Below are 23,647 nucleotides of genomic sequence, written 5' to 3' on the forward strand. Positions count from 1 at the left end.
CGTTATCGGCTGTGGTGCCGCCGGTCGGGAGTCGCGCGCCGGAGGGCGGACCTGATCCGCGCGACGGTGTCGGAGGGTGCCAGTTCCTGTCGCAGTTCCAGCAGATAGCCGGCCGGGTGTCCGGCGAGTACCTGCCGGCGTTGGTCGAGCGCACCGCCGACCGCGCCGACCAGGCAACCGGCGACGACACCGGCGCTGGTCACGACCGGCGGCAGGTGCAGGGCGTTGCCGAGTACCCCGAGCGCGGCCGGCGGGGCGAGCGTCTGGAGCGTGAGTACCGCGCGGACCGGTTGCAGGCCGAGCCGACCGAGCGTCCGCTCCATCTCGTCCAGCGGGTGCGTGATCCGGCTGCGCACGTGGTTGCCGAGCTTGGCCGCTCTTACCTCCGGGTCCCGCACCTGACTGATCGCCACGAATTCCGGGGCGAGTTCGTCGAGGAACTCGCGGTAGCGCAGCAGTTGCGGCAGCAGGTGGCGACGGGCCTCGATGATCCGTTCGACCGGCACCTCGGCCAGGTCGCGCGGCAGCACCGTCTCCAGAGCCAGCACCGCGACCGCATGGCCGTAGTCGGCCGAATCCCGCACCGCGTCGTCGTCGGCCAAGCCGTCGACAGCCTCACCGGCTGCGTCGCCGTCCGCGTTACCGGCTGCGTCGCGGTCGGGGTCGCCGAGCAGGATTCGGGCCATCGCCTCGACCGTCCAGCCCGAGGTGCCGGCGGTGGCGAGTGGCTGGTCGGTCAGCGGCGTCATCCCGTTCTCCCGGGCGACGACATCGGCCAGGATCGCGAAGTAGACGCCGGCCAGGCGGCGGTGCATCGCCAGGTCGCCGACGGAGAGCACCTGGCCGTCCTCGGCCCGGCGCCACTGGTAGCGGCGCGAGACCAGCAACCCGTCGTCGGCCAGCCGGTGCGCCAGGCCGTACGACATCTTGCCCGGATGGATCTTCTCCATTCGGGGGTCGATCGGCAGGAGTTCGTCGTAGACGTCCCAGGTGTGCAGGGACTCGACGCCCAGCGCCTCGGCGCCGTACCGGGGAATCAGCTCCGCCAGGTGCCGGTCGAGGAAGTCGTAGAACAGCGCGTCGATCTGGTCCTCGGTGTCGACCCGCCGGATCCGCCCGCCGGGATAGCTGTCGACCCGGTCGAGCACCTCTTCGTCCACCCAGGATCGCTGCCCCCACCCGGGCCGTACGTCGAGGACGAAGTCGAGCTCGTCGCGCAGCCGCTTGACGGTGTCGGAGTCGCGCAGGCCGTGGTAGCCGCTCGGGCGGATCCGGCCGAGCCGCGGCCAGTGCAGGGCGGCTGCCTTCACCCAGGCGTCTTCCGGCAGGTTGACGTACGGGTAGTAGAGGGCGACGTCGCTCACGGACAACACAATGCCCGTTCCGCGCGACGCCCGGAAGCCGGCACCCGCCACCACCGTCGGGAACAACCACCGGACCGACCGCCCGGACAACGACTCGGATCGGACGCGACCCGGACAGGCCGCCCGGAGGCGACCGGGCGTGGGCTTCCGGAGAGGTAATGTCGCACCGGTTGGAGGTGGCGATGCGCAACACCGAGATGGCGAAGCTCGGCGGGCTGGTCGGCGAGTGGACGACGACGCTGTCCGACGCCTGGTTCCTCGAACCGCCGGGCACGACGGTGCCGGGCACCGGCACGATCGAGTGGCTCGGCGAGTCGCTACTCGTCGTGCGGTTGGCGTTCGGCGGTGAACGGCACCCGCACTCCGAGATGAGTGTCGTCCTCGGGCGCAGCGACGCGAACGACCGATTCGTCGCGCTCTACCAGGACGACCGTGGGGTCTGCCGGGAGTACGTCACGACCTTCGACGGCGGGCGCTGGACGATGGTCCGCGAGGACCCGGACATGCACCAGCGCTTCGTCGCCGATGTCGAGGCCGACCGGATCCTCGGCCGCTGGGAGGCATCCGAGGACGCCGGCAGGACCTGGCGGAAGGACTACGACCTCACCTTCGTGCGGGCGGGCGGCTGAACAGCCGAGCCCCGAACCGACGGTGTGCCCGGCACGGCCACGTCACTTGACCTCCCGCCCTCGGCCGGCCGGGTGACGTTCCGGGCCGCTCAGAGTTCGTACGGGATGTCGACGAGCTGGTCGTCGGTGACCTCGGCCGCCGGTGCCCAGGACTCGTAGACCCCGCGTTCGTAGCACTGCGCACCGAGCGCCGCCACGTTGTCCGGATCGGGCCGGCACAGCCGTAGCCGCAGCCAGCCGCCCTCCTCGCGGAGTACCAGGCAGCGGGTGTCCCGCCAGTCGACGTAACGGGCCCGGCGGGTGAGCGTCTGCACCGGGTAACGGGCGGCCCGGGTCATCGCCAGCACCCGGAACTCGCCGGGCGGGTCGGCGACCGCCTCGTGCTCCTGTCCCCGGTAGCCGCCGACCAGCAGGGTGGAGCGGATCGCGTCGCTTGTCGAGACGTACTCCTGGTCGGGTGAGACCCCGGGCACCGCCGCCAGCAGGTGCCGCCAGCGCGGCCCGGCCATCCGCAGCCAGCCGCGCTGCTCCGGCTGGTACGTGTAGAGCACCACCTCGTCCCCGTCCGGGGTGTGTGCCAGCAGGGCGGCGTTCGCCGGCAACGGCAGGTCGGCGAAGTCCCGGGTGACGAACTCCGGGATCAGGTGCCGCCCGCTGGGGGTGAACCCGGTGCCGAGTACCGGCGGGCCGACCCGGTCGTGTGGCGGCATCGTCATCAGGCCCCGGTGGGTGCCGGCCAGCGTTGCGACGTAGTCGACCGGGTCGGTGGCCCGCCAGCGCAGCAGGTACGCCACCTCCGGCACCGCCCGCCCCGCCTCCGAGTCGGTACGCAGCAGCATCTGGTCGGCCGGGGTGCGCAGGTGCGCCACGTCGTACTCGCGGTAGCAGAAGCCGTACGGCAGCCAGCCGCGCAACAGGAACCCGGCGAACTGCTGGGCGGAGAGCGCCTTGACCATCTGGCTGCCCCGCCGCACGGTCGCCGACTCGCGTACCGAGACCAGCACCGGGTCCTCGGCGGCGGCCGGGCTCTGACTCAGGCCGTGGATGTCCGTCCAGCCCAGGACCCGGTTCAGCGGTGCGGTCAGCGGGCTGTCCGGCACACCGAGCCCGTTCGCCCGCTCGGCAGCGGGCCCGGTACCGACGCCCCGGTGCGGATCGGGCAGCCGGCCGACCTCGCTGGCGTGGACGTACCGGTGGTAGGGGTAGCGGGCGTCGGGGCGGCGGTCCCGGTCGAACCCGGCCGACGCCTCCGCGCTGAACAGCTCGTACGCGGCACCCCGGGCCAGTTCCCCGGCCGGGTGCACGGCGCCGCCGTACCGGACCCGGAGTCCGGTCGGCGTCTCGGGCACCGCACTGGCCGGCGGGGACACGCTCACCGCGCCGACGCTAAGACCGGTCGGCACCGGCTGAGTGAACGTCGGGTAACCGGCCGGGGTCGCCAGGACCGGACCCGCCCGGATCTGCCGGTTCGGCTGGTCACCCGGCGCCGCTCCGGCACCCGCCGCCCGCCGATCGACCCACGGCGCCGGTCCGGCAGCCGCCGCCCCGCCGGATGACCCCACCTGGTACGCCCGCGCACGGGCCCCCGACCGGTGTGTGATGCTGGCGGCGATGAGTCAGCAGCCGACCGAGAGCCGCCGCCAGCGGGCCGCCCGCCGGGCGGGGGAGTATCCACCGGTGCCCGAGCCCCTGCCGGTGCCGGTGCTCGACAGCCACACCCACCTGGACATCACCCTTCCCGAGGCGGGTACGCCGCCGTGGCACGGCCGGTCGGATGATCCGGTGGCGGCGGCGGTCGAGCTGGCCGCCGAGGTCGGGGTGGACCGGTTGGTGCAGGTCGGTGTGGACGTGGTCTCGTCCCGGTGGGGTGCCGAGGTGGCGGCGCGACAGCCGGCGGTGGTCGCCACGGTTGCGCTGCACCCGAACGAGGCGCCCCGGCTCGCCGACCTGGACGAGGCGCTGCGGCAGATCGAGTCACTGGCCGCCGAGGAGCGGGTACGCGGCATCGGCGAGACCGGGATGGACTTCTTCCGTACCGGCGCCGAGGGCCGGGCGGCCCAGGAGGCGAGTTTCCGGGCACACATCGCGATCGCCAAGCGGTACGCCAAGCCGCTGGTGATCCACGACCGGGACGCGCACGCCGACGTGCTGCGGATCCTGGACTCCGAGGGTGCTCCGGAGACGGTGGTGCTGCACTGCTTCTCCGGCGACGCCGAGTTCGCCGCCGAGTGCGTCCGGCGCGGCTACCTGCTCAGTTTCGCCGGCACGGTCACCTTCGGCAACGCGACCGCGCTGCGCGAGGCGGCCAGGATCACCCCGATGGAGCAGATCCTGGTGGAGACCGACGCCCCCTACCTGACGCCGATGCCGCACCGGGGTCGGCCGAACTCGGCGTACCTGATCCCGCTGACCGTCCGGTCGTTGGCCGAGACGACCGGCACCGACCTCGACGAACTCTGCGCGGCGATCTCGGCCACCGGCGACCGGGTCTTCGGCCCCTGGTGACCCCGCCGCTCGCGTAGCCGTAGCCGCTCAGCCGCGGCCCACCTAGCTGCGGCCCACCTAGCCGCAGCCCGCTCAGCCGCAGCCCACGTAGCCGTCGACCCGCGCAGTCGCAGTCCGCGCAGTCGCAGCCCGCGCAGCCGGCGACCCCTGCGTAGCCGTCGACAGGCCCCGGTGCCCCGGCTGTGCACCCAGCTCGACAGTCTGCGCGGCGGCACCTCCCGTCGACCGAGGCAGCCGCCGGTCAGGCCGGTGTGCGCCGGCCGGCGCGAGTGGGACGGCCGTTGCCGGCCGAGGGGGGCGTGCCGCCCGGCTGCGCCGGCACCAGCTCGCCGCCCCCTCCGCCCACGCCCGCTCCGTCCCCTCCGCCCGCTCCGTCCCCTCCGCCCGCTCCGCCAGCGCCGTCCGTGCCTGCTCCGCCAAGGCGGCCCTCGGCGGCGAGCCGGCGGGCCGCCCAGGGCGTGATCACGAAGCCGCGCTTGACCGTCAGCAGTTGCACCCCGGCGGTCCACGCCTGGATGCCGTCGATCCCGCCGAGGGTCTTGGTGGTGAACTCGAAGACGTCGGCGTGGGTCGGCAGGATCACCTCGCACATCAGCGACTCCTGGCCGAGCGTCGCGGCGACGTACCGGACGCCGCGCAGCGCGGCCAGCTCCCGGGCCACCCCGTCGAGTCGGGACGGTGCCACCGAGAGCCAGAACAGGATCTCCGCCTCGAAGCCGAGCGCCGCCGCCGGGACCAGCGTGATCACCTGTACGCAGCCGGTGTTGTAGAGCGACTCGAAACGCCGCCGGACGGTGCTCTCGCTGACCCCGAGCCCGCCGGCCACCGCCTGGAAGCTGTTCCGGCCGTCCTCGCGGAGTGCCGCGATGATCCGCTCGTCCAACTCGTCGAGGTGCGCCGGTGGGCAGTCGTGCACCGGCGGCGGGGCGACGAGTTGGGGCCCGGTGCCGAGCAGGTGCCGGGACCACTCGTGGGTCGACTTGTAGGTGTGCAGTTCCAGGTCGGCGACGCTGCCCTGGATCCCGGGGATCTTCTGCAACCCGTTGAGCAGCACACTGTGCAGGCTGGTGCCCTTCGGCACGAGTACCTCGGCGACCAGGTCGTAGACCCCGGTGACCAGGGCGACGAAGCGGATCTCGGGCATCGCGGCCAGCGCCTGCGCGGCGGCGAGCTGGCTTCCGGCCGCGCAGCGGATCCGCACGATCAGCAGGTCGGCCGGGCCGCCGCCGGGCTGCGGGGCGGCGGCGACCTTCACCAGCCCGTCGGCGAAGAGCTGCTGCGCCCGCCGGGCAACCGTGGTGACCGACGTGCCGGTGAGCTGGGCGATCTCGGTCCAGCTCGCCCGGCCGTTGACCTGGAGCGCGGCGACGATGCGCCGGTCGGTCGGATCGAGGTCGAAGTTGTCGCCCGGGATCATGCCGGGTACGCCGGTACGCCGGCCAGGAACTCCCGGACGACCTGCTGGAACCGTTCCGCCTCCTCCAGCTGCGGGGAGTGTCCGGAGTGCTCGAAGACCACAAGTTTCGCGTCCGGGATCAGCCCGGCGATGGTTTCGCTGCATGCCACCGGCGTGATCCAGTCGTGTCGACCCACGGTGACCAGGGTCGGGCAGGAGATCCCGGGGAGCAATGACTTGATGTCGTAATTAGGCTGGTTAACGGCGAATGCGAAGTTGTGCGTGGCATACCGGTACGGCGTCTTCTCGACCCGCTCCCGCACCCTCTCCCAGTCCAGGTCGTGGTCGTAGAGCGGCAGGATCTCCGCCCAGCAGTCCCGCAGGTCGGCGTCGTCCCGGACCGTTCCCGACATGATCCGGTCCAGTTTCGCCCGGTCGATCGTCACCCGGGCCGAGGCGAGCGCGTTGCGCAGCGCCAGTTCCTGGTTGGCGTTGTCGGCGGCGGTGTCCCGGAGCACCAGCGCGGCCACCCGCTCCGGATAGCGGATCGCGTACTCCATCGCGACGAAGCCGCCGTACGAGCCGCCGGCCATCACGATCCGCTCGGCGCCGGCCCACTGTCGCAGCCCGTCCACGTCGGCCGCCCACTGCTCGTGGGTGAACGGCCCGTTCCCCTCGCTCGCCCCGGAACCCCGGGCGTCGAAGACCACCACCCGGTACTCGTCGGCGAAGGGCGCGAACGACACCCTCGGCTCGGCCATCGAGCCCAGCCCCGGCGCGCCGTGGTGCACGACCATCACCGGCCGGCCCGGCGCGTCGTCCCCCAGCACCAGCACGTTCAGCCGGTTGCCGTTGATCTCCACCATCGTCGGTCCGCCGCTCGTCGGTCCGCCGCTCATCTTCATGCTCCGATCACGATCTCGTCGAGGTCCCGGGGATAGCTGGTGAGCCGCTGCGGCCCGTCGTCGGTGACCAGTACGGTGTCCGAGATGCGGTAGCCGGCGTGGCCGGGGACGTACACCCCGGGTTCGCTGGAGAGCACCATGCCGGGCGCCAGCACCGTGTCGTCGCCTTCGGCCACCCAGGGCGGCTCGTGGAAGCCGAGCCCGATCCCGTGCCCCTGCCGGTGCCGCAGGTACTCGCCCAGCCCGGCCCGGCGGACCACCTCCAGGCAGGCCCGGTTCGCGTCCACACACCGCACCCCCGGCCGCAGCGCCTCGGTGCCGACCTGCTGCGCCTCCCGCACCACCTCGTAGTAGCGGCGCTGCTCCGCCGTCGCCCCGCCGAGCAGGAAGGTCCGCTCGCTCTCCACGAACCGGCCGCCGACGGCACAGCCGAGCGAGAGCATGAACGGCTCGCCGTGCCGCAGCCGGTCCCCGCCGGGCAGCCGGTGCGGCTGCGCCGAGTTCGGGCCGCCGTAGACGAGGCCGCCGGTGAGCATCGGCACCACCACGACGTCGTCGTGCTCGGCGTACATCTTGGCGGCGCCGTAGCGGGTGACGTGGCCGGCCAACTCGGTCTCGGTGGGCAGCTCGCCGCCGCCGGCCGCCGCCTCGGCGACCAGCCGGACCCCCTCGGCCAGCATCGCGTCGGCGATCCGGGCCGCCTCGGTGTGCAGGGCGACCTCCTCCGGCGTCTTGCGCAGCCGCAGCGACCCGACCAGGTCGGTCGGCGTCCAGGTGGTCCCCGGAAAGGCGGCGCCGAGCGCGCCGACCCGGGCGACCGCAGTGGACGGCGCGTAGCCGGCCCGGACCGGCGGCACCGGCACCGCGTCCCGGAGCACCACCCACGGGCTCCGCTCGCCAGGGAACTCCGGATAGACCACCAGGGTGGCGGCGGCCCGCTGGTCGGCGGCGTACTCCCGCTCCAGGTCCGGGACCAGCAGCAGCACGGCGCCGTCCCGGGCCAGGTAGGCGGCGACCGGGCGCTCGTTGGGGAAGTGCGCGAAACCCGTCAGGTACGCCACGTCGAGCGGGTCGTCCAGCAGCAGCGCGTCCAGCCCCGCCCGGTCCAGTCCGGCCCGGACCCGCTCGTGCAGGGTGGCATAGAAGGAAGCGGCCAGTCGCACCGGCTCGTCACCTCGTCCTCGGATTGCGGGCGTCGTTGTACGCCACGGCGAGCAGGGTGGTCGCCACCACCAGCAGCAGGATGGCCAGCGACGGGAAGAGCGTGGTCCACCAGGCGGTGGCGAGGGATCCGGAACGCTGCGCCTGGTGCAGGATCGTCCCCCACGACCAGCTGTTCGGGTCGCCGAGGCCGAGGAAGGAGAGCCCGGCCTCCGAGAGCACCGCCCGGGAGGTGGTGAGCACCACCGAGACCGCGACCACCGGCGCGACGCCGGGCAGCACGTGCTTGCGGATCACCCACAGGTGCGAGCCGCCGATCACGTGCGCCGCCGAGACGTACGGCATCGGCACCACGGCCAGCCCCTGCGAGCGGACCACCCGGGCCACCTCCGGCCAGCTGAAGACCGCGATCACCACCACCAGGGTCGGCACGCTCGGCCCGGCCAGTGCGGCGACCAGGATCATCAGCGGCAGTACCGGCAGCGAGAGCGAGACGTCGACGATCACCCCGAGGACCAGGTCGGCCGGGCGGAAGTAGGCGGCCAGCACCCCGACCAGCACCCCGATGACGATCGCCAGCAGGCTGGCGGCCAGGCCCACCACGATGCTGACCCGGGTGCCCCAGACCACCTGGGCGAAGACGTCCCGGCCCAGGTCGTCGGTGCCGAACCAGTGTCCGGCGCCGGGGCCGGCCAGCACCTGCTCGCCGTACCCGCTGGGATAGTCGGCGATCAGCGGCGCGGCCAGCGCGACCAGACCGAGCAGCAGCAGGATGCCGGCGCTGACCAGGCCGAGCGGGTTGCGCCGGAAGGACTGCCAGGTCTGCCGGGCAACCGACTCCGACGGCGGCAGCCCGCCGGGTGCCGGAGTGCCGGGAGCCGGCGTGCCGGCGGCGGCCGGCGGTGGGGTGTCGCCCGGCGGCGGCATCACGAGTTCGGCGGTCATGACGTACGCACCCTCGGGTCGAGCAGCCCGTAGGCCAGGTCGGTGAGGAGGTTGGCGGCGATCACCGCGAAGGCGAGCATCAGGAACGCTCCCTGCAACACCGGGAAGTCGAGCTGCCCGACCGCCTCGAAGATCGCCCGGCCGACCCCCGGGTACGCGTAGATCGACTCGGTGAGCACCGCCCCGCCGACCAGGAAGCCGAGTTGCAGCCCGACAAGCGTGGTGGTCGGCAGCAGCGCGTTGCGCAGCGCGTGCCGCCAGACCACCTTCCGGTTCGGCAGCCCCTTGGCCCGGGCCAGCGTGCAGTAGTCCTCGCCGAGCGCGTCGATCAGGGTGCTGCGCAGCGTCAGCACGTACGAGCCGAGCTGCACCAGCACCAGCGACAGGCAGGGCAGCACCAGGTGCAGCGCGATGCTGCCGTACGCGGCCAGCCCGTAGACGTCGTCGTCCATCGCCCCGCCGATCGGCAGGATGCCGAAGACCACCCCGAAGACGTAGAGCAGGAAGACCCCGATGCTCGGGATGAACAGCGACTGGCCGGTGATGCCGCCGACCTGGATCAGCCGGTCCAGGGTGCCCCGGGCCCGGGTGGCGGCGAGCACCCCGAGCGGAATGCCCAGCGCCACCGTCACCAGCAGCGCGGAGCCGGCCAGCAGCAGGGTCCAGGGCAGCCGTTCCAGCAGGATGTCCAGCACCGGCTGGTTCTGCCGGAACGACACCCCGAGGTTGCCGTGCAGCAGTTGGGTCAGGTACTCCCAGTACTGCACCGCCAGCGGCCGGTCCAGACCGTAGTCGCGGAGCAGTTCGGCCCGCAGCTCCTCGGTCATCCCCGGGTCCGCCACCGCCAGGGCCGGGTCGCCGGGCAGCAGCCGCAACAGGAAGAACGTCACGGTCACCGCGAACCACATGGTCAGTACGCCGCGCAGCAGGCGGCGGCTGACGAACCGCGCCCCAGCAGACACGTCTCCTCCTCAAGCTGAGGTGTAAGGAAGGGGCCCCCGGTTATCGCTTTCCGTTGTAGCGGGGGCCCTTCCTTGCACTTGGTTAGCTCTTTGTCGCTTGGGCGATCGAGACGGGGTTGACGATGGAGAGCAGCTCGCTCGGCTGGACCAGGAAGTTGGACCACTGCGCCGAGTGCGCGATTGTGAACTCCTCGACGTAGAGCACGTTGTCGTACACCTTGTCGGTGATGATCTTCGCGGCCTGCTGGATCGGGCCCTTCTGGCCGGCCTGGTCCAGCTGCGAGCGGGCCTGGTCGATCAGGGCGTCCAGCTCCGGGTCGCAGGCGTTGGCGTAGTTGATGAAGCCCTTGCACTTGAACGCCAGCGCCAGGTTGGCCGGCGGGTTCTCCATGATCGCCCAGGAGCCGGCGTAGATGTCGTAGTCCCGGGCGGTGTACTTCTCCACGTACGTGTTCCGCTCCAGGCCCTCCAGCTTGATCTCGATCCCGGCCTCCTTGTTGGAGTCCCGGACCAGCTGCGCCCACTTGGAGATGTTCGGGTCGGCCTGGTCGTAGATCATCCGGAGGCTGAGCCCGTCGAAGAGCCCGTCACCGTTGCCGTCTTTGAAGCCCGCCCCGGTGAGCAGCGACTTCGCCTTCGCCGGGTCGTGCGCGTACTCCTTGGCGGTCGGGTCCTGCCACTGCTTCAGGGTCGGGGTCAGCACCGAGGAGTTCGACGAGACCGCCTTGCCCTGCAACGCCACCCGCCGGATCGCCTCGTAGTCGACGGCGGCGGCCAGCGCCTGGCGTACCTCCAGCCTGTCCAGCGGCTTGCGGGCGGTGTTGTACTGCATGTGCGCCCAGCCCAGCGACGGCACCGTGACCAGCTTCAGCTTGCTGTCGCCTTCGAGGGTCTTGGCCAGCGGCGGCGGCAGCGCGTTGGCGATCAGGTCGACGTCGCCGTTGCGCAGCGCCAGTGCCTCGGTGTTGACGTCCGGGAAGACCCGGAACACCACTTCCTTCGTCTTCGGGCCGCCCTCGACCAGCGGGAAGTTCTCCATCCGCTCCAGCACGTACCGCTGGCCCCGCTCCACCGTGGTCAGCTTGTACGGCCCGGCCGAGACCCAGTCTTTGTCGTTCGCGAACTTCTGCACGCTGCCGACCTTGCCGAACACGTGCTCCGGCACGACCGGCATCCAGAAGCCGACGTTCTCCAGGAACGTCCCGTCCGGCTGGGAGAGCTGGAACTCGATCTCCGTCGGCGAGATCACCGTGGACTTCTGGTACGACGAGATCAGCCCGGCCACCACGCCGATCTTCTCCTTGGCGACGGCGTCGATGGTGAACGCCACGTCCTCGGCGGTCACCTTCTCCCCGTCGCTCCAGGTGAAGTCGTCCCGGAGGGTGAACTTCGCCTTCCGCCCGCCGTCGAGGTACTCCCACTTGCTGGCCAGGTACGGCGAGCGCACCCCGTCCATCCCCATGCTCATCATCCGGGGGTACATCAGGTTGGTCACCCAGGTGTCGGTGCGGCTGTTGCCGACCAGCGGGTTGTAGTTGAGCACGTCGGCGGTGGTGCCGATCGTGATCCGGTCCGCCGAGCCGCCGTTGCCGCCGCCGCCCTGGCTGTCCGGGTTGCTGGGCGAGCAGGCCGCAGCCGCCAGCCCTATCGAGAGCGTGCCCGCCGCCACGGCGAGGGCGCGCCGGAATGTACGCATCACCAGACCTCCTCAAGGACGCGCATGATGTTGCCCCCCAGGACCCTGCCGATCTCGTCGTCCGAGTAGTCGTGGTCGACCAGCCAGGAGACGATGTTCCAGTAGCACTCGGCCGGGTTCTCCAGCCCGTCCACATAGGGCACCCGGGGGTGCTCGACGTGGCCGTGCGCCTCGGCGATGCTCAGGTGCGCGGCGAAGGTGTCGTGCAGGCCGACGTGGTCGCCGAAGAGCGTGTCCGGCCCGAAGGCGACGTGGTCGATGCCGACCAGGTCGACGCAGTGCACAAAGTGGTCCATCACCGACTCGATGCTGTGCTCGGGGTGGGCCGGCGAGAGCGTGGTGTGCGGCGCGGCCTCCAGACCGAGCACCCCACCCCGCTCCGCGCAGGCCCGGATCACCTCGTCCGGCTTCATCCGGTTGGTCGGCCAGACGGTACGCGATCCGGCGTGCGTGATGAAGATCGGTTTGGTGGACGCCGTGATCACGTCGAGCGAGGTACGGTCGCCGGAGTGCGACACGTCGATGGCGATGCCGAGCTTGTTCATCCGGCGTACGGCCTTCTCGCCGAAGTAGGTCAGACCGCCGTCGTTGCGCTCCTTGAGCCCGCTGCCCAGGGTGTTCGCCTCGCTGTAGGCGATGCCCATCTGCCGGACCCCGAAGCCGTAGAGCATGTCGATCCGGTCCAGCTCGTTCTCGACCATCGTGGCCGCCTCGGTGGCGAGCACCAGCCCCATCCGGCCGGTCTCGTGGGCGTGGTGGATGTCGGCGAGCCGCTCCACCCGGATCAGGTAGTCCTGGTGGGCCAGGTCCGACAGCCGCATTCCGAGGTCGGCGACGACGTCGGTCCACTTCCAGCCCATCTGGCTGGTCACGCAGCAGGTGCCGTCCATCATGTTGTCGAAGACGGCGGTCATGCCGGAGCGGGCCAGGCCGGCGTACCCGGTGTGGTGCCGCGCGGTCCGGTTGTAGTCGACTGTCTGGCCGATCTCCTCCGGAAAGACCGACGGGTGGTCGTGCAGCGAGATCACCACGTTGTCGGCGAGCAGCCGGCGGACCCGGTCTCGCTGCGCGTCGGTCAGCGAGCGGCCCTGGTACGCCGGCACCCGGCCGATCTCCGGGGCAAGTTTGAACTCCCGGTAGTCGGTGCCTGCCTCCAGGTAGCTGTAGGACGTGTAACCGGTGTAGCGCGGGGCCGGGTCGAGCACGCCGTTCCCTCCTTCGGGTCGGGTCCCACGGTCGGCGGGCGCGCGGTGAATTTCGGCGTCGTGACCTGATGTGGGTGTGGAATGTCGGCGATGTGGGAGCAGAGATTGCCAGGATCAGGCGCAGCGTGTCAACATGTTGCCCAACTCCGGCGCAGATCACGGGCTGGGTGACAGAAATCGTTACGGCGGGAAACAACACGGAAATTCGGGAGGTGTAGTGACCAGCGGGGTAACAGGCGCAGAGCGGTCACCCGACGCCGACCTGCCGGCCGCACTGCGGGTCCGGGACCTCGACGTCACCTTCACCGGCCGGCGCGGCACAGTCCCGGCGGTCCGCGGAGTCGACCTCGACATCGCCGCCGGCGAGGTGCTGGTGCTGCTCGGCGAGTCCGGCTCCGGCAAGTCGGTCACCGCCCGCGCCGTGATGGGACTGCTCGACACCGGCGGGGTGACGGTGCGCTCCGCGCAGACGGTGGTCGCCGGCCACGACCTGACCGGCGCCGACCCCGAGCAGGTCCGGAAACTGCGCGGCGCGACAATGGCGCTGGTCTTCCAGGACGCGCTCTCCGCGCTCAACCCGGTGCTCTCGATCGGCGACCAGCTCGGCGAGGTGTTCCGGATCCACCGCGGACTCTCCCGCCGGGCCGCCCGGGCCGAGGCCGCCGAACTGCTCCGGCTGGTCGGCATCCCCGCCCCGGACCGCCGGGTACGCGACTATCCGCACCAGTTCTCCGGCGGGATGCGGCAACGGATCCTGATCGCCATGGCGGTCGCGCTCGGCCCCCGACTGCTGATCGCCGACGAGCCGACCACCGCGCTGGACGTGACGGTGCAGGCGCAGATCCTGCAACTCGTCGACCGGCTGCGCACCGAACTCGGGATGGGCGTCCTGCTGATCACCCACGACCTCGGGGTGGCCGCCGAGATCGCTGACCGGGTCGCCGTGATGTACGCCGGACGGATCGTCGAGACCGGCACCGTGGCCGAGGTACTCGACGGGCCGGCCCACCCGTACACGGCGGCGCTGCTGCGCTCCGTACCCGACCTGGCCCAGCCCGGCGACCGGCTGCGGCCGATCCCGGGCAGCCCGCCGAATCTGCTGGCACTGCCGAGCGGCTGCGCCTTCCACCCGCGCTGCGACCGGGCCACCGACGAGTGCGCGGTGACCCGCCCACGGCGGCGGCCGCTCGCCGTACCCGGCAGGACCGCCGCCTGCCACCACGCCGAGGAGGCCGTCGATGCCCCCGTCTGACCACCCGGCCGGGCCCGGCCAAGCCTCCTCCGGCCCGGCCGGGTCCACCCCCGGCACCGGGATGCCGACCGTCCTCTCCGCCTCCGCCGGCCCGGACACCGCCGGCCCGCTGACCGCCGGCCCGCTGACCGCCGGCACGCCGACCGCTGGCCCGCCGGCCGGCGACCGCGAGCCGCTGCTGGTCGCCACCGGGGTCCGCAAGAGCTACCGGGCCGGACGCGGACTCGGCGGCGGCGCCCGGGTACACGCCGTGGACGGGGTGGACCTGAGCGTGGCGGCCGGCGAGACTCTCGGAGTCGTCGGCGAGTCCGGCTGCGGCAAGTCCACCCTGGCCCGGCTGCTGGTCGGGCTGGAACGCCCGGACGCCGGCCGGGTCCGCTACGCCGGACTCGACGTCGGCACCGCCCGGGGCAGCCGCCGCCGCGAACTGCGCCGGGCCGTGCAGATGGTCTTCCAGGACCCGGTCACCTCGCTCAACCCGAGGATGCCGATCCTGGACGTCGTCGCCGAACCGCTCGACGTGCACAAACTCGCCCGGGGTGCGGCGGCCCGCCGGGACCGGGTTGCCGAACTGCTGGAGATGGTCGGGCTGGCCCCGGACATGATGCGCCGGTTCCCGCACGAGTTCTCCGGCGGGCAGCGGCAGCGGATCGGCATCGCCCGGGCGCTGGCCACCGAGCCCCGGGTGGTGGTCTGCGACGAGCCGGTCTCCGCCCTCGACGTCTCGGTGCAGGCCCAGGTGGTCAACCTGCTCGCCGAGCTGCAGCAGCGGCTCGGCATCGCCCTGGTCTTCATCGCGCACGACCTCGGGGTGGTCCGGCACGTCTCGCACCGGGTCGCGGTGATGTACCTCGGCCGGCTCGCCGAACTCGGCCCGGCCGGCACCGTCTACCAGGACCCGGCCCACCCGTACACCCGGGCCCTGCTCGGCTCGGTGCCGGTACGCCACCCGCGCGAACGGGGTCGCGAGCGGATCGTGCTGGCCGGCGACCCGCCCAGCCCGGTCGACCCGCCGTCCGGCTGCCGCTTCCACACCCGCTGCCCGATCGCCCAGGACGTCTGCGCCGAGCGCACCCCGACGCTGCTAGTCCCGGCCGGCGACACTCCCGGCCCCGGTGGTGACACGACCGGCCCGGCCGGCGACACCGCTGGCTCCGGTGCTGAGACGACCGGCCCGGTCGGCGAGCGCGTCGCCGCCTGCCACTTCGCCGGTACCCGGTAGCGCCGCCGGGGGCGGCGGGTCCGGATCCACCCGTCGGCCACCGGCGCGGGTCCCGGGCGGGGCGCCTCAGTCGCGGGCCGGGCCGGCGAACGGGTGGTCGATCACGTACTTCCAGGTGCCGTCCGGCTGGCGGCGCACCAGCTCGCAGGTCGTGCCCGCCAGGTCGGTGGGCATCCCGTCCAACCCGCTGGCCCCGGTGATCCGGTACGCGATGCTCAGCAACGTGAGGTCACCGGCGGTGAGGCAGAAGACCCGCTCGAAGTCGATCGTCCCGCCGAGCTCCAGCAACCCGCCCAGGTTGCTGCCGATCGCGTCGAGCCCGGCGACCGGCTGCGCACCGGGCTTCGGCACGATCAGCGCGTCGGCTTCGTAGAGCGCCAGCAGGGCGGGCAGGTCCCGGGCGTTGAACGCCTCGGCGAACCGCTCGTTGACCTGCTCGGGCGAGTGGGCTGGGGGCATCTCGTCGATCCTCCATCATTGAAGCCGTCGATGGCACCAACCCTGCTGGCCCACCGGCACTCAGGACAAGAACGGTCTTTTTTGTAAGGAGCGGACAATGCCTGCACTGCCCGACCGGAGCTGTCGCCTCGACGCACCGCTGCGCGCCGTCAGCGGGCGGTGGAAACCGGCGATCCTCTGGCAACTCCGCTCCGGCCCGGTCGGGTACGCCGAACTGCACCGCCGGATCGACGGGGTGAGTGAGCGGATGCTCGCCCGCCAGCTCCAACAGCTCACCGCCGACGGCGTCGTACGGCGTACCGTCACGCCCAGCACCCCGCCCCGGGTCGACTACGACCTCACCGACCGGGGCGCCGCGCTGCTGCCGCTGCTCGACGAGTTCCTCGCCCGCTGGCAGGACTCCGAACCGTCCTGAGGTGCCACCAGCACAGCTGGCACCGCGGCGGCGGGCGCGGCGGTGGGTGCGGCGGCGGCGGGCGGGGTGGCGGCGGGCGGGGTGGCCGGGATGGTGGGCGGGGGCGCCGTAGGCTGTTGCAGCGTGGCCGCAGACCTGCTCGGACCGACGCAGATCCGGGAACTCGCCGCCCGGCTCGGGGTGACGCCGACCAAGAAGCTGGGCCAGAACTTCGTACACGACCCGAACACGGTGCGCCGGATCGTCGCCGCCGCCGGGCTGACCCCGGACGACGTGGCGCTGGAGGTCGGGCCGGGGCTCGGCTCGCTCACCCTGGGGCTGCTCTCGGCGGCCGGGCACGTGCACGCGGTCGAACTCGACCCGGTGCTGGCCGGGGCACTGCCGGAGACGGTGGCCCGGCACGCCGGCCCGGACGGCGCGGCCCGGCTGACCGTGCACTCTGCCGACGCGCTGCGGACCACCGCCGCCGACCTCGATCCGGCGCCGACCGCGCTGGTGGCGAACCTGCCGTACAACGTCGCCGTGCCAGTGGTGCTGCACCTGCTCGCCGAGCTGCCCGGCCTGCGGCACGGCCTGGTGATGGTGCAGAAGGAGGTGGCCGACCGGCTGGTCGCCGGCCCGGGGTCGCGCACCTACGGCGTGCCGTCGGTGAAACTCGCCTGGTACGCCGACGCCCGCCCCGCCGGCCGGGTGCCGCCGAACGTCTTCTGGCCGGTGCCGAACGTCGACTCCGGGCTGGTCGCCTTCACCCGACGTGAACCGCCCCGGCCCGACGTACCCCGGCGACAGGTCTTCGCGGTGGTCGACGCGGCGTTCGCGCAGCGCCGCAAGACCCTGCGGGCCGCGCTGGCCGGCTGGGCCGGCGGCCCGGACCGGGCGGCGGCGGTGCTGGTCGCGGCCGGGGTCGATCCCGGCGCCCGGGGCGAGGCGCTCGCCGTCGCGGAGTTCGCCGCGATCGCCGCGTCGGCCCCAGTGACCACCCCGGCCGCCGAGTAGGCTGACGGCGTGTCCGGTAGGAGGTGGTCGGCGTGACGGCCGAACCCGTCGATCCCGCGTTCCGGCGGCCCTGGTCACCCGACCCGGTCCGGCAGGGACTGGCGAACCACACCGTCGAGGACATCCTGGCCCTCCCCGGCGACGCTCCCCGCGTCGAACTGCGCGATGGAGTGATCATCGTGGTTCCGTCCCCCACCTTCGGGCACCAGACGGTCGCCAACCTGCTCTGGATGTGGTTCCGGCAGCATGCGCCGCTGGAATACGAGCCGGTGACGGCGGTCGGGGTGCTGATGAGCCACCGTGACACGCTGGAACCGGACGTCCTCCTGCTTCGCCGGCCGGTGGTCCGGGAAAGCCACTACTTCGACGCCGACCAGGTCGTCGTCGCGGTCGAGGTGGTCTCACCGGGGACGCGGCGTCGGGACCGCCTGGAGAAGCCGGCCGACTACGCCGCGGCGGGCATCCCGCACTACTGGCGGGTCGAGCAGGACCCGGTGCACGTGCACGCGTACGACCTGGTCGGCGACCGGTACGAGCTGGTGGCCGAGTCGGCCGACGAACTGGCGCTGGCCAAGCCGTTCGAGGCCCGGCTACGGGTCCGGGACATCGCTGCATGACCGAGGCGTGGCGGCCGGACGAGGACGACGAGCGTCCGCGCCGGCGGATGGCCGGCCCGGTGCGGGTACGGGTACCAGCGAAGATCAATCTTCATCTCGGGGTCGGGCCGCTGCGCCCGGACGGCTACCACGAGCTGAACACCGTCTACCAGGCGATCTCGATCCACGACGAGTTGACCGCCCGGCGCGGTGACACCCTCACCCTCACCATGGAGGGTGAGGGTGCCGGCGAGCTGGCCCTGGACGAGTCCAACCTGGTGATCCGGGCGGCCCGGGCGCTGGCCGCGCACGCCGGGGTGCCGGCACACGCCCGGCTGCACCTGCGCAAGCAGATCCCGCTCGCCGGTGGCCTGGCCGGCGGCAGCGCCGACGCCGCCGCCGCGCTCGTCGCCTGCGACGCGCTCTGGGGCACCGACCTGAGCCGCGACGACCTCGCCGGGATCGCCGCCGGGCTCGGCTCCGACGTCCCGTTCCTGGTGTACGGCGGCACCGCGCTCGGCACCGGCCACGGCGAGACGGTCAGCCCGATCCTGGCCCGCCCGGTCACCTGGCACTGGGTGGTGGCGATCGCCGACAGCGGCCTCTCCACCCCGGCCGCCTACGCCGAACTCGACCGGCTGCGCGCCGAACACGCCGCCCCGGCACCGTTGCGCAACGCGGACGCGCTGCTCGCCGCCCTGCGCGGCCGGGACCCGGCCCGGCTCGGCCGGGCACTCGGCAACGACCTCCAGGCCGCCTCGCTCTCGCTGCGCCCGGCGCTGGCCGAGACGCTGAAGGCCGGCGAGGCGGCCGGGGCACTCGCCGGGATCGTCTCCGGCTCCGGACCGACCTGTGTCTTCCTGGCCACCGACGGGGGGCACGCCGACCAGGTCGCCGCCGAACTGACCGCCTCCGGGCTGTGCCGGGCGGTCCGCACGGCGTACGGGCCGGTCCCCGGCGCGCGGGTCGGCTGACCGGGGCGACTACCGTCTGAGCACATGGCCAACATCGTCAATCTGGACCGGGTCTCCAAGGGGTACGGCGCGGCGGGGCAGTTGCTCACCGACGTCTCCCTCGGCCTGGAGGACTCGGACCGGATCGGCGTCGTCGGGCTTAACGGCACCGGCAAGTCCACCCTGCTGCGGCTGCTGACCAGGACCGAGGAGCCGGACAGCGGCCGGGTGACGCACCGCCGGGACCTGCGGGTGGCCTGGTTGCCGCAGAATCTCGTACTCGATCCCGAGGCCCGGGTCCGGGACGTGGTGCTCGGCACCGCCTGGCTCGACGAGGGGTTCGGCGCCGAGCACGAGTGGGCCGGTGACGCGGGCGTCCGGGCGATCCTGGACGGGCTCGGCATGCCGTACCTCGGGCTGGACCAGCCGGTCGGGCCGATGTCCGGCGGCGAGCGGCGGCGGGTCGCCCTGGCCGCCCTGCTGGTCCGCACCGCCGACCTGCTGATCCTGGACGAGCCGACCAACCACCTGGACGTGGCCGGGGTGGACTGGTTGGCCCGGCACCTGGTCGGCAAGCGTGGCGCGCTGGTGGTGGTCACCCACGACCGGTGGTTCCTGGACGAGGTCTGCACCGCCACCTGGGAGGTCGCCGACCGGACGGTACGTGCCTACGAGGGCGGCTTCGCCGCCTGGACGCTGGCCAGGGCCGAACGGGAACGGGTGGCCGCGGCCACCGAGGCACGCCGGCAGAACCTGCTGCGCAAGGAGATCGCCTGGCTGCGGCGCGGCCCGCCGGCCCGGACCGCCAAGCCGCGCTTCCGGATCGACGCGGCGAACGCGCTGATCGCGGACGTACCGCCGCCGCGGGACACCGTGTCGCTGCAACGGCTGGCCACCGCCCGGCTCGGCAAGCAGGTGTACGACCTCACCGACGTCACCCTGAACGCCGGGGAGAAGCCGATCCTGCGGGACCTGACCTGGCAGGTCGGGCCGGGGGACCGGATCGCGGTCGTCGGCGCGAACGGTGCCGGCAAGACCACGCTGCTCCGGCTGCTGGCCGGGGTACGCGGTCCGGACGGCGGGCAGCTGCGGACCGGATCGACCGTCCGGCCGGCCTTCCTCTCCCAGGAACTCGCCGAGCTGCCGGGGCAGCTGCGGGTGCTGGAGGCGGTCGAGGAGGTGGCCCGGCGGGTCGTACTCGGCGACCGGGAGGTGAACGCGTCCCAGCTCGCCGAGATCTTCGGCTTCGACGACCGCCGGCTCTGGACCCCGGTCGCCGACCTCTCCGGCGGTGAGCGGCGCCGGCTGCAGCTGCTGCGGCTGCTCGCCACCGAGCCGAACGTGCTGCTGCTGGACGAGCCGACGAACGACCTGGACACCGACACCCTGGCCGCGCTGGAGGACCTGCTCGACTCCTGGCCGGGCACCCTGATCGTGGCCAGTCACGACCGCTACCTGGTCGAACGGGTCACCGATGTGGTGTACGGGATGTTCGGCGACGGCCGGCTGGTGCACCTGCCCGGCGGCGTCGACGAGTACCTGGCCCGGGCCGGCACGACCGGTACCCCGGCCGCCCCGACCGCCCCGGCCGGGCGGGACAACGGTGCGGTGGCGCCGGCCGGGCGGGACGGTACGGGGCTCTCCGGCGGGGAGTTGCGGGCGGCCCGCAAGGAGCTGAGCCGGCTCGAGCGGCAGATCGGCAAGCTGGAGCAGCGCGAGGCGACGCTGCACGACCAGATGGCCGAGCACGCCACCGACTACGGCCGGATCAGTGAACTGGACGGCCAGCTCCGGGCGGTACGGGCCGAGCGGGAACAGGTCGAGGAGGCCTGGCTCACCCTGGCCGAGCAGGTACCCGAGGGTTGACCGCCGCCGGCGCCCCACCAGCGGCGGCGGGCACCCGGGCCTGCCCGGTACCCGCGCCCGGCGGCGACCCGGGCCTGCCCGGCGGGGGTGTCCGGCGCCACCCGGATGCCATGCGGAAGAATCTGTACCCGACCCTTCCTGGCAACGGCGATGGAGACTGCTGATCATGCACAACCCCGTCAACCACCCCGCGCGGCCGGTCTTCCGGGCGATCGGCGGGCTGATCGGCCTCTACCTGGTGGCCTTCGGCGTGCTCGGCTTCGTCCAGATCGGTGGCGGCGAGTTCTTCGCCCAGGACGACACCCTCGTGCTGGGGCAGGGGACCAACCTCGGCTACTCGGCGCTCGCCACGGCACTCGGCCTGGTGATCCTGCTCGCCACCCTGTTCGGCCGCAACGTCGACACGGCTGTCGACACGTTCCTCGGGTACGGCCTGATGGCGCTCGGCCTGGCCGAACTCTGCGTGCTGCGTACCGACGCCAACTACCTCAACTTCAGCATGGCCACCAGCATCGTGACGATGGTCCTCGGCCTCGTCCTGCTGATGTGCGGCATGTACGGCAAGGTCGGCTCCGAGGAGGAGGCCAAGGCCTGGCAGGACGCCCGTCTGGTGCTCTGATCGGGGCGTTCGCCGGGCGAGCCCCGTCGGCCCGGGTGACAATCCGGTAGGAAAGTCACCCGGTGCGACGAGGAGGGGCCGTGGCACACATTCCGGTCAACCATCCGGCCCGGCCGGTCTACCGGGTACTCGCCGGGCTGATCGGCCTCTACATCGTGGTCTTCGGCGTCTTCGGGATCGTCGAGACCGCCGGGGAGGACCTCTTCGGCCGGGGCAGCCACTGGGTGCTCGGGCTGCGCACCAACCTGGCGTTCGCGCTGGCCTCGGTGGTCTTCGGCCTGGTGGTCCTCTTCGGCGCGGCACACCGGGGAAACCTCGGGCACCTGCTGAACCTGGTCATCGGGGTGGTCTTCCTGGTCGTCGGCCTCGCGATGCTGACCGTGTTGCAGACCGAGGCGAACTTCCTCAACTTCTCGATGTCCACAGTCATCGTGTCGATGCTCTTCGGCCTGGTGCTGCTCGCCACCGGCCTCTACGACAAGGTCGGCCCGCCCGAGCACGCCGAGCCGGAACCCGAGGTGCGGGACAACTCCGGCGCCCGCCCCGCCCGCTGACGCCGGCGGGCGGCAAGCGGCGGGCGGCGTCCGGTTCAGCGGGTACGTCGGGTGAGCAGGGCCGGCTTCGCCTCCAGGTGGGACAGGCCGTTCCAGGCCAGGTTCACCAGGTGCGCCGCCACGGTCTCCTTGCGCGGCTTGCGTACCTCCAGCCACCAGCGGCCACTGAGCGCCACCATGCCGACCAGGGACTGCGAGTAGAGCTCGGCGAGCTTCGGGTCGTACCCCCGGCTCTTGAACTCGGCGCCCAGGATGTGCTCCACCTGGTGCGCCACGTCGTTCATCACGCTGCTGAAGTTGCCGGTCGCGGAGAGCAGCGGCGACTCCCGGACGAGCACCCGGAAGCCGTCGGTCTCCTCCTCGATGTAGTCGAGCAGGGCCAGCGCCGCCTGCTCCAGCAACTCCCTGGGGTGCCCGGCGGTCAGCGCGGTGGTGACCCGATAGAGCAGGGCGCGAACCTCCCGGTCGACGACGACCGCGTAGAGGCCCTCCTTGCCGCCGAAGTGCTCGTAGACCACCGGTTTGGAGACCTTGGCCCGGGCGGCGACCTCCTCGATCGAGGTGGCGTCGAAGCCGCGCTCGGCGAAGGCCTGCCGGCCGATCGCGATGAGCTGCTCCCGGCGCTGTGCCGCGGACATGCGTACCCGGGAACCGGACTTGGCGGGCGGCGGCGGTGGTGTCGGGGCCGGAACCTGCCGGCGCCCGACCCCGCGGCTGTCACCCGGACCGTCCGTCACCTCGTCATCCCGCTGCCGCTGCCGTCCCGCGATGCCGGGCCGGCCCGTGTCGTTCCTGGTGGCGCCCTCGTTGCGCTCGGTCACCTGGCCATCCTGCCAGGCATACGCTCGTGGCCGGGTGCCCGGGCGCGTCACGGATCACCGCGAGGGTGCTGATTTGAGCAGTTTGGCGGCGATCCGGTCGGGCTTCGGCCACCGCACGTCGTAGGCGGCGCCGACCTTCTCGAACAGCCAGATCGTCCGGGCGGAGATGTCCACCTGACCGCGGAGTACGCCGTGCCGGGCGCAGGTCGGGTCGGCGTGGTGCAGGTTGTGCCAGCTCTCCCCGAAGGAGAGGATCGCCAGCGGCCAGAAGTTCGTCGCCCGGTCGCCCTGGCGCACCTCGAACGGGCGCTCGCCGTAGACGTGGCAGACCGAGTTGATCGACCAGGTGATGTGGTGCAGCAGGGAGATCCGGACCAGACCCGCCCAGAAGAAGGCGGTGAGCGCGCCCTGCCAGGACCAGGTGATCAGGCCGCCGAGCAGTGCCGGGGTGAGCAGTGAGAGGGTCACCAGCAGCGGGAAGAGCCGGTCGACCCGGCTGATGTCCTTGTCGGCGACCAGGTCGGGGGCGAACCGCTCGCGGTTGGAGAGCTCGCGCTTGAACAGCCAGCCGACGTGCGCGTGGAACAGCCCCTTGGTGAGCCCCCAGACGCTGGCGCCGAACCGCCACGGCGAGTGCGGGTCGCCCTCGACGTCGGAGAACGCGTGGTGCCGGCGGTGGTCGGCGACCCACTGGGTGATGTTGCCCTGTACGGCGAACGAACCGGCCACGGCGAGCGCGACCCGCAGCCAGCGCTTGGCCTTGAACGACCCGTGCGTGAAGTACCTGTGGAAGCCCACCGTGATGCCCAGCCCGGCGACCACGTACCAGACGCCGGCGATCGCGATGTCGGTCCAGCTCAGCCAGCCGCCCCAGGCCACCGGCACGGCTGCGAGCAGGGCGAGGAAGGGAACGGTGACGAAGGACCAGAGGGCGAAGAGAATGCCCTTGGACTGGACGCCGTCGGTGAGTGGCTTGGGACCCTTCTTGGCCCCGGCGGCCGGCGGTTCGAGCAGGATGGCGGACATGGCACCTCGCTGAGCGTAGGGGAAGAGCGCTAACTTACGCCTACGTCACCGTAACCTACGCTCTCGTAGTCTGCCATGGACGCGAACCTGAAAATCCGCT

General features: G+C 72.4%; 23 protein-coding genes. 11 read left to right on the forward strand and 12 right to left on the reverse strand.

The window, feature by feature from the left end; all coding sequences use genetic code 11:
- Positions 1–2: 2 nt before the first annotated feature.
- Positions 3–1,364, reverse strand: a complete 1,362-nt coding sequence (locus ACN28A_RS18185; protein WP_421396673.1) for a DUF6236 family protein — start codon at positions 1,362–1,364, stop codon at positions 3–5.
- A gap of 158 nt (positions 1,365–1,522) precedes the next feature.
- On the opposite strand from ACN28A_RS18185, the gene ACN28A_RS18190 reads away from it, so the two are divergent.
- The gene (locus tag ACN28A_RS18190) at positions 1,523–1,993 is read left to right on the forward strand and encodes a hypothetical protein (RefSeq protein WP_421396674.1); all 471 of its coding nucleotides are present in this window, start codon (positions 1,523–1,525) and stop codon (positions 1,991–1,993) included.
- A gap of 89 nt (positions 1,994–2,082) precedes the next feature.
- Here the strand turns inward: ACN28A_RS18190 and ACN28A_RS18195 are convergent, their stop codons facing one another.
- Positions 2,083–3,369, reverse strand: a complete 1,287-nt coding sequence (locus ACN28A_RS18195) for a hypothetical protein (protein ID WP_421396675.1) — start codon at positions 3,367–3,369, stop codon at positions 2,083–2,085.
- 223 nt (positions 3,370–3,592) lie between these two features.
- Here ACN28A_RS18195 and ACN28A_RS18200 point away from each other — a divergent pair, with 223 nt between their 5' ends.
- Entirely contained in the window at positions 3,593–4,498 is a 906-nt protein-coding gene (locus tag ACN28A_RS18200; RefSeq protein ID WP_421396677.1) for a TatD family hydrolase, read from the forward strand.
- A 241-nt stretch (positions 4,499–4,739) separates the two neighbouring features.
- Here the strand turns inward: ACN28A_RS18200 and ACN28A_RS18205 are convergent, their stop codons facing one another.
- From ACN28A_RS18205 to ACN28A_RS18235, 7 genes are all read right to left on the reverse strand, one after another.
- Positions 4,740–5,915: an Lrp/AsnC family transcriptional regulator gene (locus ACN28A_RS18205; protein WP_421396679.1), complete on the reverse strand. Its 1,176-nt coding sequence runs from the start codon at positions 5,913–5,915 to the stop codon at positions 4,740–4,742.
- On the reverse strand, positions 5,912–6,793 hold the full coding sequence (locus ACN28A_RS18210; RefSeq protein ID WP_421396681.1) for an alpha/beta fold hydrolase: 882 nt from the start codon (positions 6,791–6,793) through the stop codon (positions 5,912–5,914). The genes ACN28A_RS18205 and ACN28A_RS18210 overlap by 4 nt, the downstream gene beginning before the upstream one ends.
- A 2-nt stretch (positions 6,794–6,795) precedes the next feature.
- The gene (locus ACN28A_RS18215) at positions 6,796–7,962 is read right to left on the reverse strand and encodes a M24 family metallopeptidase (RefSeq protein WP_421396683.1); all 1,167 of its coding nucleotides are present in this window, start codon (positions 7,960–7,962) and stop codon (positions 6,796–6,798) included.
- 7 nt (positions 7,963–7,969) lie between these two features.
- A complete protein-coding gene (locus tag ACN28A_RS18220) occupies positions 7,970–8,905 on the reverse strand; it encodes an ABC transporter permease (RefSeq protein WP_421396685.1) in 936 nt (311 codons plus the stop codon).
- Positions 8,902–9,867 carry an ABC transporter permease gene (locus ACN28A_RS18225; RefSeq protein WP_421396687.1) on the reverse strand — a complete coding sequence of 322 codons (966 nt, stop codon included), beginning with the start codon at positions 9,865–9,867 and terminating at the stop codon, positions 8,902–8,904. The genes ACN28A_RS18220 and ACN28A_RS18225 overlap by 4 nt, the downstream gene beginning before the upstream one ends.
- Before the next feature lie 82 nt (positions 9,868–9,949).
- On the reverse strand, positions 9,950–11,563 hold the full coding sequence (locus ACN28A_RS18230; protein WP_421396689.1) for an ABC transporter substrate-binding protein: 1,614 nt from the start codon (positions 11,561–11,563) through the stop codon (positions 9,950–9,952).
- Complete coding sequence (locus ACN28A_RS18235) at positions 11,563–12,768, reverse strand: dipeptidase (RefSeq protein ID WP_421396691.1); 1,206 nt, start codon at positions 12,766–12,768, stop codon at positions 11,563–11,565. The genes ACN28A_RS18230 and ACN28A_RS18235 overlap by 1 nt, the downstream gene beginning before the upstream one ends.
- Before the next feature lie 133 nt (positions 12,769–12,901).
- Here ACN28A_RS18235 and ACN28A_RS18240 point away from each other — a divergent pair, with 133 nt between their 5' ends.
- Positions 12,902–14,020, forward strand: a complete 1,119-nt coding sequence (locus tag ACN28A_RS18240; protein ID WP_421396693.1) for an ABC transporter ATP-binding protein — start codon at positions 12,902–12,904, stop codon at positions 14,018–14,020.
- Complete coding sequence (locus ACN28A_RS18245; protein WP_421396695.1) at positions 14,007–15,242, forward strand: oligopeptide/dipeptide ABC transporter ATP-binding protein; 1,236 nt, start codon at positions 14,007–14,009, stop codon at positions 15,240–15,242. Before ACN28A_RS18240 ends, ACN28A_RS18245 begins: the two co-directional genes overlap by 14 nt.
- Positions 15,243–15,308: 66 nt before the next feature.
- On the opposite strand, the gene ACN28A_RS18250 is transcribed toward ACN28A_RS18245, so the two are convergent.
- A complete protein-coding gene (locus tag ACN28A_RS18250; RefSeq protein ID WP_421396697.1) occupies positions 15,309–15,701 on the reverse strand; it encodes a YybH family protein in 393 nt (130 codons plus the stop codon).
- Between the two features lie 97 nt (positions 15,702–15,798).
- On the opposite strand from ACN28A_RS18250, the gene ACN28A_RS18255 reads away from it, so the two are divergent.
- From ACN28A_RS18255 to ACN28A_RS18285, 7 genes are all read left to right on the forward strand, one after another.
- A complete protein-coding gene (locus ACN28A_RS18255; RefSeq protein WP_421396699.1) occupies positions 15,799–16,116 on the forward strand; it encodes a winged helix-turn-helix transcriptional regulator in 318 nt (105 codons plus the stop codon).
- A gap of 90 nt (positions 16,117–16,206) precedes the next feature.
- A complete protein-coding gene (gene rsmA, locus ACN28A_RS18260) occupies positions 16,207–17,112 on the forward strand; it encodes a 16S rRNA (adenine(1518)-N(6)/adenine(1519)-N(6))-dimethyltransferase RsmA (RefSeq protein WP_421404477.1) in 906 nt (301 codons plus the stop codon).
- A 32-nt stretch (positions 17,113–17,144) separates the two neighbouring features.
- A complete protein-coding gene (locus ACN28A_RS18265; protein ID WP_421396701.1) occupies positions 17,145–17,729 on the forward strand; it encodes a Uma2 family endonuclease in 585 nt (194 codons plus the stop codon).
- Entirely contained in the window at positions 17,726–18,682 is a 957-nt protein-coding gene (locus ACN28A_RS18270; protein WP_421396703.1) for a 4-(cytidine 5'-diphospho)-2-C-methyl-D-erythritol kinase, read from the forward strand. Before ACN28A_RS18265 ends, ACN28A_RS18270 begins: the two co-directional genes overlap by 4 nt.
- A 24-nt stretch (positions 18,683–18,706) precedes the next feature.
- Positions 18,707–20,527: an ABC-F family ATP-binding cassette domain-containing protein gene (locus ACN28A_RS18275; RefSeq protein WP_421396705.1), complete on the forward strand. Its 1,821-nt coding sequence runs from the start codon at positions 18,707–18,709 to the stop codon at positions 20,525–20,527.
- A gap of 163 nt (positions 20,528–20,690) precedes the next feature.
- Complete coding sequence (locus ACN28A_RS18280) at positions 20,691–21,146, forward strand: DUF4383 domain-containing protein (RefSeq protein ID WP_421404479.1); 456 nt, start codon at positions 20,691–20,693, stop codon at positions 21,144–21,146.
- Between the two features lie 80 nt (positions 21,147–21,226).
- A complete protein-coding gene (locus tag ACN28A_RS18285) occupies positions 21,227–21,700 on the forward strand; it encodes a DUF4383 domain-containing protein (protein ID WP_421396707.1) in 474 nt (157 codons plus the stop codon).
- A gap of 35 nt (positions 21,701–21,735) precedes the next feature.
- Here the strand turns inward: ACN28A_RS18285 and ACN28A_RS18290 are convergent, their stop codons facing one another.
- Together ACN28A_RS18290 and ACN28A_RS18295 are read right to left on the reverse strand one after the other, a co-directional pair.
- Positions 21,736–22,437: a TetR/AcrR family transcriptional regulator gene (locus ACN28A_RS18290; protein ID WP_421404480.1), complete on the reverse strand. Its 702-nt coding sequence runs from the start codon at positions 22,435–22,437 to the stop codon at positions 21,736–21,738.
- 138 nt (positions 22,438–22,575) lie between these two features.
- On the reverse strand, positions 22,576–23,547 hold the full coding sequence (locus tag ACN28A_RS18295) for an acyl-CoA desaturase (RefSeq protein ID WP_421396709.1): 972 nt from the start codon (positions 23,545–23,547) through the stop codon (positions 22,576–22,578).
- Between the last annotated feature and the right edge of the window lie 100 nt (positions 23,548–23,647).

This window comes from Plantactinospora sp. WMMB782 (assembly GCF_049179135.1).
Lineage (GTDB): Bacteria > Actinomycetota > Actinomycetes > Mycobacteriales > Micromonosporaceae > Plantactinospora.

What these genes read in the sequence shown, in the direction of transcription:
- ACN28A_RS18190 (WP_421396674.1), top strand. Translation starts at nt 1,523, where the DNA reads ATGTCGCACCGGTTGGAGGTGGCGATGCGCAACACCGAGATGGCGAAG.
- ACN28A_RS18200 (WP_421396677.1), top strand. Translation starts at nt 3,593, where the DNA reads ATGCTGGCGGCGATGAGTCAGCAGCCGACCGAGAGCCGCCGCCAGCGG.
- ACN28A_RS18205 (WP_421396679.1), bottom strand. Translation starts at nt 5,915, where the DNA reads ATGATCCCGGGCGACAACTTCGACCTCGATCCGACCGACCGGCGCATC.
- ACN28A_RS18210 (WP_421396681.1), bottom strand. Translation starts at nt 6,793, where the DNA reads ATGAGCGGCGGACCGACGAGCGGCGGACCGACGATGGTGGAGATCAAC.
- ACN28A_RS18220 (WP_421396685.1), bottom strand. Translation starts at nt 8,905, where the DNA reads ATGACCGCCGAACTCGTGATGCCGCCGCCGGGCGACACCCCACCGCCG.
- ACN28A_RS18230 (WP_421396689.1), bottom strand. Translation starts at nt 11,563, where the DNA reads ATGCGTACATTCCGGCGCGCCCTCGCCGTGGCGGCGGGCACGCTCTCG.
- ACN28A_RS18240 (WP_421396693.1), top strand. Translation starts at nt 12,902, where the DNA reads ATGTTGCCCAACTCCGGCGCAGATCACGGGCTGGGTGACAGAAATCGT.
- ACN28A_RS18245 (WP_421396695.1), top strand. Translation starts at nt 14,007, where the DNA reads ATGCCCCCGTCTGACCACCCGGCCGGGCCCGGCCAAGCCTCCTCCGGC.
- ACN28A_RS18250 (WP_421396697.1), bottom strand. Translation starts at nt 15,701, where the DNA reads ATGCCCCCAGCCCACTCGCCCGAGCAGGTCAACGAGCGGTTCGCCGAG.
- ACN28A_RS18255 (WP_421396699.1), top strand. Translation starts at nt 15,799, where the DNA reads ATGCCTGCACTGCCCGACCGGAGCTGTCGCCTCGACGCACCGCTGCGC.
- rsmA (WP_421404477.1), top strand. Translation starts at nt 16,207, where the DNA reads ATGGTGGGCGGGGGCGCCGTAGGCTGTTGCAGCGTGGCCGCAGACCTG.
- ACN28A_RS18270 (WP_421396703.1), top strand. Translation starts at nt 17,726, where the DNA reads ATGACCGAGGCGTGGCGGCCGGACGAGGACGACGAGCGTCCGCGCCGG.
- ACN28A_RS18275 (WP_421396705.1), top strand. Translation starts at nt 18,707, where the DNA reads ATGGCCAACATCGTCAATCTGGACCGGGTCTCCAAGGGGTACGGCGCG.
- ACN28A_RS18295 (WP_421396709.1), bottom strand. Translation starts at nt 23,547, where the DNA reads ATGTCCGCCATCCTGCTCGAACCGCCGGCCGCCGGGGCCAAGAAGGGT.